The organism is Pseudomonas sp. PSKL.D1, from assembly GCF_028898945.1.
Lineage (GTDB): Bacteria > Pseudomonadota > Gammaproteobacteria > Pseudomonadales > Pseudomonadaceae > Aquipseudomonas.
The window spans coordinates 1,737,133-1,753,698 of record NZ_CP118607.1 but is presented as its reverse complement, the minus strand read 5'-3'; the positions used below and the strand labels follow the sequence as shown (position 1 = coordinate 1,753,698).

Sequence of the window (16,566 nt, the reverse complement as noted above, 5' to 3'; positions counted from 1 at the left end):
CTTGCCTTACTCGCTGCGGTGCAGCTTGCTCATCAACTCGGCTTCGGCCTGGGTCAGGCCGCAGGTTTCGGTCAGTTCCGCCACGCTCGCGCCCATCCCCACCAGCCGGGCGGCCTGGGTGAAGGTGACGTTGCTGGGGTCGCGTTGCTCCAGCCGCTCCAGCCGGTCGGGCAGTGTGGCCACCGCCGCGCGCAGCTCGTGGATGGCGTCGCCCATGCGCACGGTGCCATTCTGGTAATCATCCAGCGTTTTGGCGAGGTCCTTGATACGCTGGTCACGCAGCGCATCACCGATCGCCTGCTGGGCAGCCAGTTCGCGCTGGCGCTTGCTGTAGTTGAGGAAGAACCACAGGCTCAACGCCCACAGCAACGCCAGGAAGATGACAGCAACCTCGAAAATCAACTCAAATGTTCTCCAGCTCGGACCACTCTTCCTCGGTCATCATCTTGTCCAGCTCGACCAGGATCAGCAGCTCACCGTTCTTGTTGCACACGCCCTGGATGAACTTGGCGGACTCTTCGTTGCCCACGTTCGGCGCGGTTTCGATCTCCGACTGGCGCAGGTAAACCACCTCGGCCACGCTGTCGACCAGGATGCCGACCACTTGCTTGTCGGCCTCGATGATGACGATACGGGTATTGTCGGTCACATCCGAAGGCATCAGGCCAAAGCGCTGGCGGGTGTCGATCACCGTCACCACGTTGCCGCGCAGGTTGATGATGCCCAGCACGTAGCTCGGTGCACCCGGTACCGGCGCGATCTCGGTGTAGCGCAGCACTTCCTGCACCTGCATCACGTTGATGCCGTAGGACTCGTTGTCCAGACGGAAGGTGACCCATTGCAGGATCGGATCTTCGGAACCTTGTGCAGACGACTTCTTCATTCCCCTAGCCCTCTAAATCCGCCAACGGCGGTGTGTTCTGTCATTTGTGTTGGGCGTGCAGCTGCTTGATGGCACCGCTGGCGATCAGTTCGGCCAGCGCGGCAACATCCAGCAGCGCACACATGTGTTCGATCACGGTCCCGGCCAGCCACGGCCGCTGGCCGCGCTGGGTGCGCCATTTGATTTCGGACGGCTCCAGGCGCAGCGAACGGCTGACCTGATGCACCGCCAAGCCCCACTCGTAGCCGTGAACGGAAATCACGTACTGCAGGCCCTGGCGGAAATCGTCCCGGTAGCGGTCGGGCATCACCCAACGCGCGGTGTCCAGCACTTTCAGGTTACCGGCCTGGCAGGTCAGGATGCCGAGGAACCAGTCCGGCTGGCCGAACAGCGGCGTAAGTTCCTGGCCTTCGAGGCTGTAGATGGAGCCCAGGCACACCAGCGGCACCGCCAGGGTCAGCCCGGCGACGTCGAACAACAGGCACTCGAACGGCTCGGCAGCCCAGTCCGGGCGGCCGTCGACCGTGGCCGGTGGCGTGGGCGCGCTCGGTGCCGGCAGGTGCACGTCGACCACGGGCGTGACCAACTCTGGCGCCTGTACTTCGGTGAGCACTGGAATACTGGCTTCGGCCACCACCTCGGCTTCGACTACAACCACTACCGGTTTTTCGACCGGCAGCACGGTCGGCAGCACTTTGAGCTGTGGCTCTGCGAACGGCTTGGCCTTGGGGGTGACAACGGGCGCCGGTTGCAGGGCGTCGCGGGCCTGCTCTTCGCGCACGGCGGCGGCAAAGTCGTCGCCTGGCGCCGGCAGGTCGAGGATGTCCTCGGCTTCGGTGGCCTCTTGCAGCAGGCCGTCCAGGTAAGATTGCAGGGCCAGTTGTGGCCGGGTACCGACAGGCCGGTTCATGAGGCCACCTTCACGGCGCTTTTGTAAGTGAGCAGGTGCTTGAGCAGCGCACGGTAGGCAATCACGCCCCGGCTCTTGCCATCGAATTGCGAGGGCGTGACACCATTGCGGCTGGCATCGCGCAGGCGCGTGTCGACCGGGATGTAGCCCTGCCACACCTGCTGGTCATAGGTATCGCGCAGCACCTTGAGCGTGCCCAGTGATGCCTGGGTGCGGCGGTCGAACAACGTGGGCACGATCTGGTACGGCAACGCCTGCTTGCGCGAACGGTTGACCATGGCCAACGTGCCGATCATGCGCTCCAGGCCCTTGACCGCGAGGAATTCGGTTTGCACCGGCACCACCAGCTGCTGGCTGGCGGCCAGGGCGTTGACCATCAGCACGCCCAGCAGCGGCGGGCTGTCGATCAGGGCGAAATCGAAGTCCTGCCACAGCTGCGCCAGGCTCTTGGCGATCACCAAACCCAAACCACTCTGGCCCGGCGACTGGCGTTCCAGCACGGCCAGCGCGGTGCTGGATGGCAAAAGCGAAATGCGCTCGTCACTGGTGGGCAGCAGCAATTGCCCGGGCAAGCCATCGGGCACCTGGCCCTTGTGCAGGAACAGGTCGTAGCAGCTGTGCTCCAGGGCGTCGGGGTTGTGCCCGAAGTAACTGGTCATCGAGCCATGCGGGTCGAGGTCTACGACGACCACGCGCTTGCCGGCCTCGGCCAGCAGGCCGGCCAGAGCGATGGTGGTGGTGGTCTTGCCGACCCCGCCTTTTTGATTGGCTACTGCCCAGACTCTCATAGGACAACTCTTGACTCGTTATGGGTGCAAACCGCTGGATGGCACCGGCTTTGCCGGTGTTCGCGGCTAAAGCCGCTCCTACATCGACCGTGTGTGTGGCGGAGAATTGACGACTATTGCCCCCCAGGTGGCGGTGCACTTTGTGTGCCAGCGCGGCGCAAGGCGGCGTCCGGCGTGGCATTGGCGCTGCCGGTACCGGTCAGGCTGCGGCGTACCTCAAGGTTACGGGAAATCACCAGCACCACGCGGCGATTGCGCGCGCGGCCCTCGGCGGTGTCGTTGCTGGCCACGGGCTGGTACTCGCCATAGCCGACCGATGCCATGCGGCTAGGGTTTACCCCTTCCATCGCCAGCAGGCGCACGATGCTCGCTGCCCGGGCCGACGACAGTTCCCAGTTGGTCGGGTACTGCGCGGTGCGAATCGGCAGGTTGTCGGTAAAGCCTTCCACGTGCACCGGGTTGGCGAACGGTTTGAGGATGTTCGCCACCTTGGCGATGATGTCGAACGCCTGGTCGCTAGGCATGGCATCGCCACTGCCGAACAGCAGCGACGAATTGAGCTCGATCTCCACCCACAGCTCGTTGCCGCGCACGGTCATCTGGTCAGACTTGATCAGATCGCCAAAGGCGTCGCGCACGTCGTCGCTGATGGTCTTGAGCGGGTCTACGTTCGTCTGGGCCAACCCGGCATCGGTCTGCTCGCTGTCCTTGATCAGTGGCTCGGCCGGCTTCACGCTCAGCGGCTGCTCGTCACCGATGGGGATCGGCTTCATGCTGCGTTCCGGGTCGTTGAACACCCCGAGCAGCGCCTGGGAAATGACCTTGTACTTACCCTCGTTGATCGAGGATATCGAATACATGACCACGAAAAAGGCGAACAGCAAGGTGATGAAGTCGGCGTACGACACCAGCCAGCGTTCGTGGTTTTCATGTTCTTCGGTATGGCGACGGCGACGCATGGCTTACTCCATGAAGCCTTGCAGCTTCAGCTCGATCGAGCGTGGGTTTTCACCTTCGGCAATCGACAACAGGCCTTCAAGCAGCATTTCGCGGTAGCGCGACTGGCGCATGACAATGGCCTTGAGTTTGCTGGCCACCGGCAGCAGGATCAGGTTGGCACTGGCCACGCCATAGATGGTGGCAACAAAGGCCACGGCAATGCCGTTACCCAGTTGCGAGGGGTCGGCCAGGTTGCCCATCACATGAATCAGGCCCATTACCGCACCGATGATGCCGATGGTCGGCGCATAGCCGCCCATGCTCTCGAACACCTTGGCGGCCTGGATGTCGCGGCTTTCCTGGGTCAGGAAGTCCACTTCAAGAATGCTGCGGATCGACTCGGGTTCAGCACCGTCCACCAGCAGTTGCAGGCCCTTGCGCGCGTAGGGGTCGGGCTCGGCATCGGCAACGCCTTCCAGGCCCAGCAGACCTTCCTTGCGCGCCACCAGGCTCCAGTTGACTACCCGGTCGATGCCGCCGGCCAGGTCGACCCGCGGGGGGAAGATGATCCAGCGCAAAATCTGCAGGGCGCGCTTGAACGACGACAGCGGCGACTGCAACAGCGCCGCCGCCAGGGTGCCGCCCAGCACGATCAGCGCGGCGGGGCCGTTGAGCAGCGCACCCACGTGGCCGCCTTCGAGGAAGTTGCCGCCAACGATGGCGACGAAGGCCAGGATCAGGCCAATCAGGCTTAGCACATCCATGTCAGACGCAGGCCTCCACCAGGTGTTTACCGATTTCATCCAGGCTGTATACGGCATCGGCCAGGTTGGCTTTGACGATGGCCATTGGCATGCCATAAATCACGCAACTGGCTTCGTCCTGAGCCCATACGGTGCTACCGCCCTGCTTGAGCAGGCGCGCACCTTCACGGCCGTCGGCGCCCATGCCGGTCAGCACCACCGAAAGCACTTTGTCGCCGTATGACTTGGCGGCCGAACCGAAGGTGATGTCCACGCAGGGCTTGTAGTTCAGGCGTTCGTCACCCGGCAGGATTTTCACCGTGCCACGGCCGTCGACCATCATCTGTTTGCCGCCAGGCGCCAGCAACGCCAGGCCTGGGCGCAGCACGTCGCCATCCTCGGCTTCCTTCACGCTGATCTTGCACAGCTTGTCGAGGCGTTCGGCAAAGGCTTTGGTGAACGCCGCCGGCATGTGCTGGATCAGCACGATCGGCGCCGGGAAGCTGGCCGGCAGCTGGGTCAACACCCGCTGCAAGGCCACCGGGCCGCCGGTGGACGTGCCGATGGCCACCAGTTTGTAAGGCTTGCGTTTGGGGGCCGGCGAGTGCGAAGGCGCAGGTGCTGGCGCGGCTGCACGGCTTGGCACTGGCGTACGCGCCGGTGCCGGGCTGGCAAAGCTGCTGGCGGGCGCATGGCTGGCCGGTGCCGGTGCGGCGGCTGGCGCCGGGTTGGCGTAGCTGCCAAGGCGGCGGTTGCTGCGCGAAATGGTGTGCACCTTCTCGCACAGCAACTGGCGCACCTTGTCGGGGTTTCGCGAAATGTCTTCGAAGTTTTTCGGCAGGTAGTCCACTGCCCCGGCATCCAGCGCGTCGAGGGTGACGCGGGCGCCCTCGTGGGTCAGCGACGAAAACATCAACACCGGCGTCGGGCAGCGCTGCATGATGTGCCGCACCGCCGTGATGCCGTCCATCATGGGCATTTCGTAGTCCATGGTGATGACATCGGGTTTGAGCGCCAGCGCCTGGTCGATTGCTTCCCTGCCATTGGTCGCGGTACCCACCACCTGAATGGTCGGGTCTGCCGAGAGGATTTCCGAGACGCGGCGGCGGAAGAAACCGGAATCATCCACCACCAGGACCTTGACTGCCATAAACACTCCATTAGGCGGCGCAACCCGCCAGGGTGCGCCGCCGAAAATCAGATACGCCGTGCCGCGTAACGCTTGAGCATGCTCGGAACGTCGAGAATCAGCGCAATGCGACCGTCGCCTGTGATGGTGGCTCCCGACATGCCTGGCGTGCCCTGCAGCATCTTGCCCAGCGGCTTGATCACCACCTCTTCCTGGCCAACCAGTTGGTCAACCACAAAGCCGATGCGCTGGGTGCCGACCGACAGAATCACCACATGGCCCTCGCGCTGCTCCTCGTGCACCTGGCCCTGAACCAGCCAGCGCTTGAGGTAGAACAGCGGCAGTGCCTTGTCGCGCACGATCACTACTTCCTGGCCGTCGACCACGTTGGTGCGCGACAGGTCCAGGTGGAAGATCTCGTTGACGTTGACCAGCGGGAAGGCGAACGCCTGGTTGCCCAGCATCACCATCAGGGTTGGCATGATCGCCAGGGTCAGCGGCACCTTGATGACGATCTTCGAGCCCTGGCCCTTGGCCGAGAAGATGTTGATCGAGCCGTTGAGCTGGGAAATCTTGGTCTTCACCACGTCCATGCCCACGCCACGGCCGGACACGTCAGAGATTTCGGTCTTGGTCGAGAAGCCCGGGGCGAAGATCAGGTTGTAGCAGTCCGACTCGCTCAGGCGCTCGGCGGCATCTTTGTCCATCAGGCCCTTTTCAACGGCCTTGGCACGCAGGATGTTCGGGTCCATGCCCTTGCCGTCGTCAGAGATCGACAGCAGGATGTGGTCGCCTTCCTGTTCGGCCGACAGCACCACCCGCCCGGTACGGGCCTTGCCCGACGCCTCACGCTCTTCGGGCATTTCGACGCCATGGTCGACCGCGTTACGCACCAAGTGCACCAGCGGATCGGCCAGGGCCTCGACCAGGTTTTTGTCCAGGTCGGTTTCTTCGCCCACCAGCTCCAGGTTGATCTCTTTCTTGAGCTGGCGAGCCAGGTCGCGAACCAGGCGCGGGAAGCGGCCGAACACTTTCTTGATCGGCTGCATGCGGGTTTTCATCACCGCGGTCTGCAGGTCGGCGGTGACCACGTCGAGGTTGGACACGGCCTTGGACATGGCCTCGTCACCGCTGTTCAGGCCCAGACGCACCAGGCGGTTACGCACCAGCACCAGTTCGCCGACCATGTTCATGATCTCGTCCAGCCGCGCGGTGTCGACCCGCACGGTGGTTTCCGCTTCGCTGGCCGGGTGCTTTTCCGCAGCCGGGGCTGGCGTGCGCGCCGGGGCGGCAGGCTTGCCGGCAGCGGCAGGCGCCGGAGCCGGAGCCGGTTTGGCCACCGGTTGGGCTTGCGGCTTGGCAGCAGCAACCGGGGCAGCTACGGCAGCAGGTGCCTCGGCAGTGACTGCATCGCCCGAAAACTTGCCCTTGCCATGCAACTGGTCGAGCAGCGCTTCAAACTCATGCTCGCTGATTTCGTCGCTGGTGGCTGCCGGTGCGGCACTTGGCGCCGGTGCGGCGACCGCTGGCAAGGCATCGGCCTGGAAGGTGCCCTTGCCATGCAACTGGTCGAGCAACGACTCGAATTCTTCGTCGGTGATTTCGTCGCTGACAGGCGCGCTGGCAGCCACCACCGGCTCGGCAGCCGCCACTTCAGGCGAGAACTGGCCCTTGCCGTGCAACTGGTCGAGCAGCGATTCAAACTCGGCGTCGGTGATGTCGTCACCCGCGCCGCTCAGGGTTTCCCCTTGCATCTGCTGGGCGGCAGCTTCCGCTTCGGCCTTGACCGCATCGAGCGAATCAAGCAGTTGCTCGAACTCGGTGTCGGTGATGTCCGCCTCGGCGGCAGGCGCTTGCTCAACCGCTGCAGCTTCGACCACCGGCGCAGGCGCGTCGGCGCTGGCAGGTTCGGCCAGGCGCGACAGGGCCGCCAGCAACTCGGGGGTGGCCGGGGTTACATCGCTGCGTTCGCGCACCTGGCCGAACATGCTGTTGACGGTATCCAGTGCTTCAAGCACCACGTCCATCAGTTCTGCGTCGACCCGGCGCTCACCTTTGCGCAGGATGTCGAACACGTTTTCTGCAATGTGGCAGCACTCCACCAGCTCGTTCAGCTGAAGGAAGCCGGCGCCCCCTTTTACAGTGTGGAAACCGCGAAAGATCGCATTGAGCAGGTCGGCATCATCGGGCCGGCTTTCCAGCTCGACCAGTTGCTCGGACAGTTGCTCAAGAATTTCGCCGGCTTCTACCAGGAAATCCTGGAGGATTTCTTCATCGGCGCCGAAGCTCATCAAACGTGCTCCTTAAAAACCCAGGCTGGACAGCAGATCATCGACATCGTCCTGACCGGACACGACGTCTTCACGCTTATCGGCATGAATCTGCGGACCTTCACCCCGAGTCGGATGTTTTTCTTGATCTTTTTCAGCACGTAGCTGCTGGTGGTCATGTTCGATACCGGCAAAGCGGTCGACCTGGCTGGCCATCAGCACGAGCTTGAGCAGGTTGCTCTCGACTTCGGTCACCAGCGTGGTGACGCGCTTGATCACCTGGCCGGTCAGGTCTTGATAGTCCTGGGCCAAGAGAATGTCGTTGAGGTGGCCGGCGACCTTGCGGTTACCTTCGGCGCTGTGCGTCAGGAAACTGTCGACGCGCTTGACCAGCTCGCGAAACTCCGGCGCCTCGACTTCGCGGCGCATGAAGCGCTGCCAGTCCACGCTCAGGCTCTGGGCTTCGCTGGCCAGGTCGTTGAGCACCGGGGTGCTCTCCTCCACCAGGTCCATGGTGCGGTTGGCGGCACCTTCGGTGAGCTTGACCACGTAGGACAGGCGTTCGGTGGCGTCGGTGATCTGCGACACTTCCTCGGCCTGCGGCATGCGCGGGTCGATCTGGAAGCTCACGATTGCGCTGTGCAGTTCGCGGGTGAGCTTGCCGACTTCCTGGTACAGGCCGCGGTCGCGGGTCTGGTTGAGCTGATGGATCAGCTGCACCGCCTCGCCGAAACGCCCCCGTTCCAGGCTTTCGACCAACTCCTGGGCATGCTTCTTCAGGGTGCTCTCGAACTCCCCCAAAGACGTTTGTGTTGATTCCATCGGCGCCCCCTGACCTGACTCAGCCGTTGACGCGTTCGAAGATCTTCTCGATCTTTTCTTTGAGCACCTGAGCGGTGAACGGCTTGACCACGTAACCATTCACGCCGGCCTGGGCCGCTTCGATGATCTGGTCGCGCTTGGCTTCGGCAGTCACCATCAGCACCGGCATGCCCTTGAGGCGGTCGTGGGCGCGTACTTTGCGCAGCAGGTCGATGCCGGACATGCCAGGCATGTTCCAGTCGGTCACCAGGAAGTCGTAGTGGCCGTTTTCCAGCATCGGCAACGCCGTGGTGCCATCATCGGCCTCGTCGGTGTTGGTGAAGCCCAGATCACGCAACAGGTTCTTGATGATCCGCCGCATCGTCGAAAAGTCGTCAACGATGAGGATTTTCATGTCTTTGTTCAAGTAGACCTCCAAGCAGTCTCAAACGCGCTCGGCCCCGAGCACGCATTCAATCAATTCGGTACAACGTAGAAAACGACTGCAACGATACCGGGTTCAACGCGCCCGCCATTCCCCCAGGCGGCTGCGCAAACGCGCGGCACACTGGCTGTGCAACTGGCTGACACGCGACTCGCTCACCCCCAGCACTTCGCCGATTTCCTTGAGGTTCAATTCTTCGTCGTAGTACAGCGCCAGTACCAGCCGCTCACGCTCCGGCAGGTTGGCGATGGCATCGGTCAGCGCGGCCTGGAAGCGCTCGTCTTCCAGGTCCCGCGAGGGTTCGATCTGGCCGCTGGCGCCATCCTCGTGCAAACCTTCGTGCTCGCCGTCCTGCAACAGGTCGTCGAAGCTGAACAGGCGGCTGCCCAGGGTATCGTTCAAAATCCCGTAGTAATCATCGAGACTCAACTGGAGTTCGGCAGCAACTTCATGATCTTTAGCGTCGCGGCCGGTTCTTGCTTCAACTGCACGCATCGCATCACTGACCATGCGCGTGTTGCGGTGCACCGAACGCGGTGCCCAGTCGCCCTTGCGCACCTCGTCCAGCATGGCGCCGCGGATGCGGATGCCGGCGTAGGTTTCGAAGCTGGCGCCCTTGCTGGCGTCATACTTGTTGGCAACTTCCAGCAGGCCGATCATGCCGGCCTGGATCAGGTCTTCGACCTGCACGTTGGCCGGCAGACGCGCCAGCAAGTGGTAAGCGATGCGCTTGACCAGCGGCGCGTAGCGCTCGACCAGCTCATACTGGGCATCCTTGGCCGCCTTGCGGTACATCTTGAAGCCTGCGTTCATAGCACTGGCCCTGCGCTGGTGGGCTGCACCAGGCGCTCGACGAAGAATTCGAGGTGCCCGCGCGGGTTGGCCGGCAGCGGCCAGCTGTCAACCTTCTGGGCAATGGCCTTGAACGCCAGGGCGCACTTGGAGCGCGGGAAGGCTTCGTAGACGGCACGCTGCTTCTGCACGGCCTTGCGCACGCACTCGTCGTACGGCACCGCGCCCACGTATTGCAGGGCCACGTCCAGGAAGCGGTCGGTCACCTTGGTCAGCTTGGCGAACAGGTTGCGCCCTTCTTGCGGGCTTTGTGCCATGTTCGCCAGCACACGGAAACGGTTCATGCCGTAGTCGCGGTTCAGCAACTTGATCAGCGCGTAGGCGTCAGTGATCGAGGTGGGTTCATCGCACACCACCAGCAACACTTCCTGGGCAGCGCGAACAAAACTGACCACCGAGTCACCAATACCCGCAGCCGTGTCGATCACCAGCACATCGAGGTTGTCGCCAATCTCGCTGAACGCCTGGATCAGGCCAGCATGCTGCGCGGGTGCCAGGTGCACCATGCTCTGGGTGCCGGAGGCCGCCGGGACGATGCGCACACCACCCGGCCCCTGCAACAGCACGTCGCGCAGGTCGCAACGCCCCTCGATCACATCGGCCAGGGTACGTTTTGGCGTGAGGCCCAGCAGTACGTCGACATTGGCCAGGCCCAGGTCGGCATCCAGAAGCATCACTCGGCGGCCCAGTTCGGCCAGTGCCAGGGACAGGTTCACTGAAACGTTCGTCTTGCCGACGCCACCTTTACCACCGGTGACGGCGATCACCTGTACGGGATGCATGCTACCCATGTTCGTTGTTTACCTTGTCTCGCTTGGACCCAAGCCACACTCGGGGCAGTGCTCCAGCCCCCTTGGTGTAGGTATTTTGCATACGCTTCATCCTCAACCTGCGCGCCGCGGGTTGTGGTAGAGATCAGCGAACATATCGGCCATGGCCTCTTCGCTGGGCTCTTCTTGCAACTGCACGTTGACTGCCCGGGATACCAACTGGTGCGCCCGCGGCAGGTGCAGGTCGTCAGGAATACGCGGGCCATCGGTGAGGTAGGCCACGGGCAGTTCATGACTGATGGCCAGGCTCAGCACATCGCCGAGGCTCGCCGTTTCATCGAGTTTGGTCAGGATGCAACCGGCCAGGCCGCAGCGCTTGTAGCTGTGGTAGGCGGCGGTCAGCACCTGCTTCTGGCTGGTGGTGGCCAGCACCAGGTAATTCTTGGCGGCAATGCCGCGGCTGGCCAACGACTCCAGTTGCATGCGCAAAGCCGGGTCGCTGGCTTGCAGGCCAGCGGTGTCGATCAGCACCACGCGCTTGCGCAGCAGTGGCTCCAGCGCCTGGGCCAGGGACTGGCCCGGGTCCACGTAGGTGACTGGCACGTTGAGGATGCGACCCAGGGTTTTAAGCTGCTCCTGGGCACCAATACGGAAGCTGTCCATGCTCACCAGCGCCAGGTTCTGCGGGCCGTACTTGAGCACGTAGCGCGCGGCCAGCTTGGCCAGGGTGGTGGTCTTGCCCATGCCGGCCGGGCCGACCATGGCAATTACCCCGCCCTCTTCGATCGGCTCCACTTCCGGCACTTCGATCATGCGCGCCAGGTGTGCCAGCAGCATGCGCCAGGCATGGCGCGGCTCTTCGATTTCGGCGGTGAGGTCGAGCAGTTCGCGGGCGATCGGGCCGGACAGGCCGATGCGCTGCAGGCGGCGCCACAGGTTGGCCTGGGCCGGCTTGGCGCCCTGCAGCTGGTTCCACGCCAGCGAGCCGAGCTGCACTTCCATCAGCTCACGCAGGCCCGACAGCTCGCTGCGCATGGCGTCGAACAGGCGCTGGTCGACTGCCGGCCGTGCGGGTGCGGCAGCAGGCGCAGGGGCGTCGACGTGCGGCTCGATCAACGGCTCGGAGGCGGTCAGCGACTGCCCGGCAAACAATTGGCGGTTGCCTTCGCTGGCGTCTTCGCGGTTGTCAATTTCGGCCTGGGCGGTGGCGATGCGCGAATGGGTCTTGCGCAGCTCTTGCTCAAGCTCGGCATTAGGCACGCGCGGGGCCAGCGCGGACAGCTTGTAGTCCAGCGCAGCCGTCAGTTCGACACCGCCGGCAATGCGGCGGTTGCCAATGATGGCGGCATCAGAGCCCAGCTCATCACGGACCAGCTTCATGGCCTGACGCATATCGGCGGCGAAAAAACGCTTAACTTGCATAACCCACTACCTCAGCCGTTGGGGCCCACGGTGGCAACGATGGTGACTTGCTTGTTATCCGGTATTTCCTGATACGCCAGAACATGCAAATTCGGTACAGCCAGGCGACCGAAGCGCGACAGCATGGCGCGGATGGGGCCTGCCACCAGAAGAATGGCCGGTTGGCCTTGCATCTCCTGGCGCTGGGCCGCTTCGATCAACGAACGCTGCAGCTTTTCGGCCATGCTCGGTTCCAGAAGAACACCGTCTTCCTGACCCTGCCCGGCCCTTTGCAGACTATTGAGCAAAATCTGTTCCAACCTGGGCTCCAGCGTGATCACAGGCAGCTCGGACTCAACGCCCACAATGCTTTGCACGATGGCGCGACACAATCCGACGCGCACCGAAGCCACCAGCGCGGCGGTATCTTGACTCTTGCTGGCATTGTTGGCGATTGCCTCGGCGATGCTGCGGATGTCACGCACCGGCACTTGCTCGGCCAGCAGCGCTTGCAGCACCTTGAGCAGCCCCGACAAGGAAATGACACCCGGCACCAGCTCTTCAGCCAGTTTAGGCGATGCCTTGGCCAGCACCTGCAGCAATTGCTGCACTTCTTCGTGGCCAATCAGCTCGTGGCAGTGCTTCTGCAGGATCTGGTTGAGGTGGGTGGCCACCACGGTACTGGCGTCCACCACGGTGTAGCCCAGCGACTGCGCCTGAGCGCGCTGGCCGATGTCGATCCACACAGCCTCCAGGCCAAACGCCGGGTCGCGCGCGGCAATGCCGTTGAGGGTGCCGAACACCTGGCCCGGATTGATCGCAAGCTCGCGGTCCGGGTAGATCTCGGCTTCGGCCAGTATCACGCCCATCAGCGTCAGGCGGTAGGCGCTGGGCTGCAAGTCGAGGTTGTCGCGGATGTGCACGGTGGGCATGAGGAAGCCCAGGTCCTGGGAAAGCTTCTTGCGCACCCCCTTGATCCGCGCCAGCAGCTGGCCACCCTGGTTGCGGTCCACCAGCGGGATCAGGCGGTAGCCGACTTCCAGGCCGATCATGTCGATGGGCGTTACGTCGTCCCAGCCCAGTTCTTTGGTTTCCAGCGCACGCTGTGGCGATGGCAGCAGGTCTTGCTGGCGCTGCGCCTCCTGCAGCGCCACGACCTTGGCTTTTTGCTGTTTCTTCCACACCAGGTAGGCGCCGCCACCGGCCAACGCACCCAGGCTAAGGAAGGCGAAGTGCGGCATGCCCGGCACCAGGCCCATGATGATCATCAAGGCAGCCGACACAGCCAGTGCCTTGGGCGAATCGAACATCTGGCGGTTGATCAGCTTGCCCATGTCCTCGGAGCCCGAAGCGCGGGTAACCATGATCGCCGCGGCGGTCGACAGCAACAGTGATGGCAATTGCGCCACCAAACCGTCACCGATCGTCAAAAGGGCGTAGACCTTGCCGGCATCGCTGAAGGTCATGCCATGCTGCAGCATACCAATCAGCATGCCGCCAATGAGGTTGATGAACAGGATCAGCAAACCGGCGATGGCGTCACCGCGCACGAACTTGCTGGCACCGTCCATCGAGCCGTAGAACTCAGCTTCCTGGGCCACTTCGGCGCGGCGCGCCTTGGCCTGAGCCTGGTCGATCAGGCCGGCGTTCAGGTCGGCGTCAATGGCCATTTGCTTGCCGGGCATGGCATCGAGGGTGAAACGCGCGCTCACCTCGGAAATACGCCCGGCACCCTTGGTGACCACCACGAAGTTGATGATCATCAGGATGGCGAACACCACGCCACCGACCACGTAGTTACCGCCGATGACCACTTCACCGAAGGCCTGGATCACCTTGCCCGCGGCGCCGTGCCCTTCCTGGCCGTGGAGCATGACCACGCGGGTGGACGCCACGTTAAGCGCCAGGCGCAGCAGCGTGGCGACCAGCAGAATGGTGGGGAATGCGGCAAAGTCCAGTGGGCGCAGTGCGTACACGCACACCAGCAGCACCACGATCGACAGGGCGATGTTGAAGGTGAAGAACACGTCGAGCAGGAACGGCGGTATCGGCAACATCATCATTGCCAACATCACCAGCAGCAGCAGCGGCACGCCCAGGTTGCCCCGGCCGAGCCCGGCCAGGTTGTTGCGGGCGTTGCTGATTAACTGAGTGCGATCCACCGCGATTCCTCTTCGTGCAAAACTTTGACGCCCAAGGGGCGCTTGGGCGTGGCTTTGCAAGAAGCCTTCCAACTTTGTATGGCTGCGGGGATTTGCCACCTGTTAGGCCGGGCGCCGCCGCTCGGCGCATCGCGGATAAATCCGCTCCTACAAAGGCAGGCAGCCATGGCGTCACAGGTTCGGCGCGTGTAGGAGCGAATTCATTCGCGATGCGCCGCACACGCGGCGCCCGGCCTCAAACGCAACAAACACCTAACGGCGAACACCTGTCAGCTATCCCGCCGCAAATCCGGCGGAATCGGCAGGTCGTCCTTCAACGGCTCCGGCCGCTTGCCCTTGCCGGACCGGTACTGGCGAATCTGGAACACATACGCCAGCACCTGCGCCACCGCCAGATACAACCCCGCCGGAATCTCTGCCTCGACTTCGGTGGAGTAGTAGATCGCCCGCGCCAACGCCGGCGACTCTAGAATCTGCACCTTGTGCTCCACACCGATTTCGCGAATCTTCAACGCCAGGAAATCAGTCCCCTTGGCCAGCAGCAACGGCGCCGCCCCGCCCTTCTCCGGGTCGTATTTCAGGGCCACCGCATAGTGCGTGGGGTTGGTGATGATCACGTCAGCATCCGGCACCGCCGCCATCATGCGCCGCTGCGAAACCTCACGCTGCAACTGGCGAATACGCTGCTTGACCTCGGGCTTACCCTCGGTGTCCTTGTACTCGTCGCGCACTTCCTGCTTGGTCATTTTCAGCTTCTTGTGGGTCTGCCACAGCTGGAACGGCACATCCGCCGCCGCCACCAACAGCAGCCCCGCCGCCATCCACAGGGTGCTCCAGCCCACCACCTGCACACTGTGGATGATCGCCATTTCCAGCGGCTCGTTGGCGATCGCCAGCAGCGCCTTGCGGTCGCTGGCCAGCACCACCAGCGCCACGATCAGGATCACAAAAAACTTGGCGAGCGCTTTAAGCAGCTCGGTCAAGGCATGCATCGAGAACATGCGCTTGATCCCGGACAACGGGTTCATGCGGCTGAATTTGGGCTGCAGCAGGCTGCCGGAAAACAGGAAGCCGCCCAGCGCAATCGGAGCGACGAAGGAAATGACGAACAGCAAAATCAGGATAGGCTGAGTGGCCCATATCGCCATCTTGCCCGACGCCAACAGGAAGGCGCCCATGTACCGCTCATCAACGACAACCTCGCGGGTGAGGCTGAAGTTCATGCGCATCAGCGCCATCAAAGATTCCGCCAGGTAACCACCGAATGCCAGCAGGCCGCCGGCGCCCGCCAGGGTCACCGCCACAGTGTTCAGCTCTTTGGAACGGGCGATCTCACCTTTTTCGCGCGCGTCGCGCTTGCGTTTGTCGGTGGGTTCTTCTGTCTTGTCCTGGCCACTCTCGCTCTCTGCCATGCTCAGCGCGCCCTCGCCAGTTCACGCAGCCATTGCAGCGCTTCACTGGCCAATGCCTGGTAGTGAGACAGAATATCGGCCAGGCCCACCCAGAAGATGCCGATGCCCAGCACCAGCGTCAACGGAAAGCCGATGGAGAAAATGTTCAACTGCGGCGCAGCGCGGGTCATCACGCCGAAAGCGATGTTCACCACCAGCAACGCGGCGATGGCCGGCAAAATCAGCAGCAGCCCGGCACCAAACACCCAGCCCAGGCGCCCGGCGATTTCCCAGTAATGGTTGACCACCAGCGCATTGCCCACCGGCAAGGTGGTGAAGCTTTCGGTGAGGATTTCGAATACCACCAGGTGGCCGTTCATCACCAGGAACAGGATGCTCACCAGCATGGTCATGAACTGGCTGACCACTGCCACGTTCACGCCGTTGGCCGGGTCCATCATGGAGGCGAAGGCCATACCCATCTGCACCGCCACGATCTGGCCAGCAATCACGAATGCCTGAAACAGCAACTGCAAGGAAAACCCGAACAGCGCCCCGACAATCACCTGCTCCGCGCACAGCAGCATGCCGCGCAGGCTCAGCGGGTCGAATTCGGGCAGCGGCGGCAATGCCGGCACGATGACCACGGTGATGGCCACCGCGGCGTAAAGGCGAATGCGCGCCGGCAACATGCGCGTGCCGAAAATCGGCATGGTCATGAGCACGGCGGTCACCCGGAACAACGGCAGCATGAATGTGGCCACCCAGGTGCCGATTTGCGCGTCGGTCAGCTCCAGCATGGTGGCCTCAACCGATCAGCTGCGGGATGCTGGTGTACAGGCCAATGAAATACTCCATGAACTTCTGCACCAGCCACGGCCCGGCGATGATCAGCGTCACCAGCATCACCAGCAGGCGCGGCAGAAAGCTCAGGGTCTGTTCGTTGATCTGGGTGGCGGCCTGGAACATCGCCACCACCAGGCCCACCAGCAAGCTCGGGATCACCAGCACGGCCACCATCAAGGTGGTCAGCCAAAGGGCATCGCGAAACAGGTCGACCGCTACTTCAGGCGTCATCCGTG

At 63.0% G+C, this 16,566-nt stretch carries 17 protein-coding genes; all 17 read right to left on the bottom strand.

The features are described from left to right. Positions 1 to 6: 6 nt before the first annotated feature. Positions 7 to 402 (bottom strand): DUF2802 domain-containing protein, encoded by a 396-nt coding sequence (locus tag PVV54_RS07760; protein ID WP_274909367.1) that lies wholly within the window; start codon positions 400 to 402, stop codon positions 7 to 9. Between the two features lies 1 nt (position 403). After that, complete coding sequence (locus tag PVV54_RS07755) at positions 404 to 883, bottom strand: chemotaxis protein CheW (RefSeq protein ID WP_016393802.1); 480 nt, start codon at positions 881 to 883, stop codon at positions 404 to 406. Between the two features lie 40 nt (positions 884 to 923). Then, positions 924 to 1,793 carry a CheW domain-containing protein gene (locus PVV54_RS07750; protein WP_274909366.1) on the bottom strand — a complete coding sequence of 290 codons (870 nt, stop codon included), beginning with the start codon at positions 1,791 to 1,793 and terminating at the stop codon, positions 924 to 926. Beyond that, positions 1,790 to 2,581 carry a ParA family protein gene (locus PVV54_RS07745; RefSeq protein WP_274909365.1) on the bottom strand — a complete coding sequence of 264 codons (792 nt, stop codon included), beginning with the start codon at positions 2,579 to 2,581 and terminating at the stop codon, positions 1,790 to 1,792. The genes PVV54_RS07750 and PVV54_RS07745 overlap by 4 nt, the downstream gene beginning before the upstream one ends. Positions 2,582 to 2,694: 113 nt before the next feature. Next, the gene (gene motD / locus PVV54_RS07740; protein ID WP_274909364.1) at positions 2,695 to 3,540 is read right to left on the bottom strand and encodes a flagellar motor protein MotD; all 846 of its coding nucleotides are present in this window, start codon (positions 3,538 to 3,540) and stop codon (positions 2,695 to 2,697) included. Between the two features lie 3 nt (positions 3,541 to 3,543). Continuing rightward, positions 3,544 to 4,284 carry a flagellar motor protein gene (locus tag PVV54_RS07735; protein ID WP_274909363.1) on the bottom strand — a complete coding sequence of 247 codons (741 nt, stop codon included), beginning with the start codon at positions 4,282 to 4,284 and terminating at the stop codon, positions 3,544 to 3,546. 1 nt (position 4,285) lies between these two features. Next, positions 4,286 to 5,413 carry a protein-glutamate methylesterase/protein-glutamine glutaminase gene (locus PVV54_RS07730; protein WP_274909362.1) on the bottom strand — a complete coding sequence of 376 codons (1,128 nt, stop codon included), beginning with the start codon at positions 5,411 to 5,413 and terminating at the stop codon, positions 4,286 to 4,288. 47 nt (positions 5,414 to 5,460) lie between these two features. Beyond that, on the bottom strand, positions 5,461 to 7,683 hold the full coding sequence (locus tag PVV54_RS07725) for a chemotaxis protein CheA (protein WP_274909361.1): 2,223 nt from the start codon (positions 7,681 to 7,683) through the stop codon (positions 5,461 to 5,463). 12 nt (positions 7,684 to 7,695) lie between these two features. Then, the gene (locus PVV54_RS07720) at positions 7,696 to 8,484 is read right to left on the bottom strand and encodes a protein phosphatase CheZ (protein ID WP_274909360.1); all 789 of its coding nucleotides are present in this window, start codon (positions 8,482 to 8,484) and stop codon (positions 7,696 to 7,698) included. Between the two features lie 19 nt (positions 8,485 to 8,503). Continuing rightward, positions 8,504 to 8,878, bottom strand: coding sequence for a chemotaxis response regulator CheY (locus tag PVV54_RS07715; RefSeq protein ID WP_274909359.1), 375 nt, complete (start codon positions 8,876 to 8,878; stop codon positions 8,504 to 8,506). 105 nt (positions 8,879 to 8,983) lie between these two features. Beyond that, the gene (fliA, locus tag PVV54_RS07710) at positions 8,984 to 9,721 is read right to left on the bottom strand and encodes an RNA polymerase sigma factor FliA (RefSeq protein WP_274909358.1); all 738 of its coding nucleotides are present in this window, start codon (positions 9,719 to 9,721) and stop codon (positions 8,984 to 8,986) included. Further along, complete coding sequence (gene fleN, locus PVV54_RS07705; RefSeq protein WP_274909357.1) at positions 9,718 to 10,551, bottom strand: flagellar synthesis regulator FleN; 834 nt, start codon at positions 10,549 to 10,551, stop codon at positions 9,718 to 9,720. Before fleN ends, fliA begins: the two co-directional genes overlap by 4 nt. A 93-nt stretch (positions 10,552 to 10,644) precedes the next feature. Further along, complete coding sequence (gene flhF / locus PVV54_RS07700; protein ID WP_274909356.1) at positions 10,645 to 11,952, bottom strand: flagellar biosynthesis protein FlhF; 1,308 nt, start codon at positions 11,950 to 11,952, stop codon at positions 10,645 to 10,647. 11 nt (positions 11,953 to 11,963) lie between these two features. Continuing rightward, positions 11,964 to 14,093, bottom strand: a complete 2,130-nt coding sequence (gene flhA, locus PVV54_RS07695; RefSeq protein WP_274909355.1) for a flagellar biosynthesis protein FlhA — start codon at positions 14,091 to 14,093, stop codon at positions 11,964 to 11,966. Between the two features lie 269 nt (positions 14,094 to 14,362). Beyond that, on the bottom strand, positions 14,363 to 15,505 hold the full coding sequence (gene flhB / locus PVV54_RS07690; protein ID WP_274909354.1) for a flagellar biosynthesis protein FlhB: 1,143 nt from the start codon (positions 15,503 to 15,505) through the stop codon (positions 14,363 to 14,365). Between the two features lie 2 nt (positions 15,506 to 15,507). Then, positions 15,508 to 16,284, bottom strand: a complete 777-nt coding sequence (gene fliR / locus PVV54_RS07685) for a flagellar biosynthetic protein FliR (RefSeq protein ID WP_274909353.1) — start codon at positions 16,282 to 16,284, stop codon at positions 15,508 to 15,510. Between the two features lie 7 nt (positions 16,285 to 16,291). Further along, a complete protein-coding gene (gene fliQ / locus PVV54_RS07680) occupies positions 16,292 to 16,561 on the bottom strand; it encodes a flagellar biosynthesis protein FliQ (protein WP_274909352.1) in 270 nt (89 codons plus the stop codon). Positions 16,562 to 16,566: the final 5 nt, after the last annotated feature.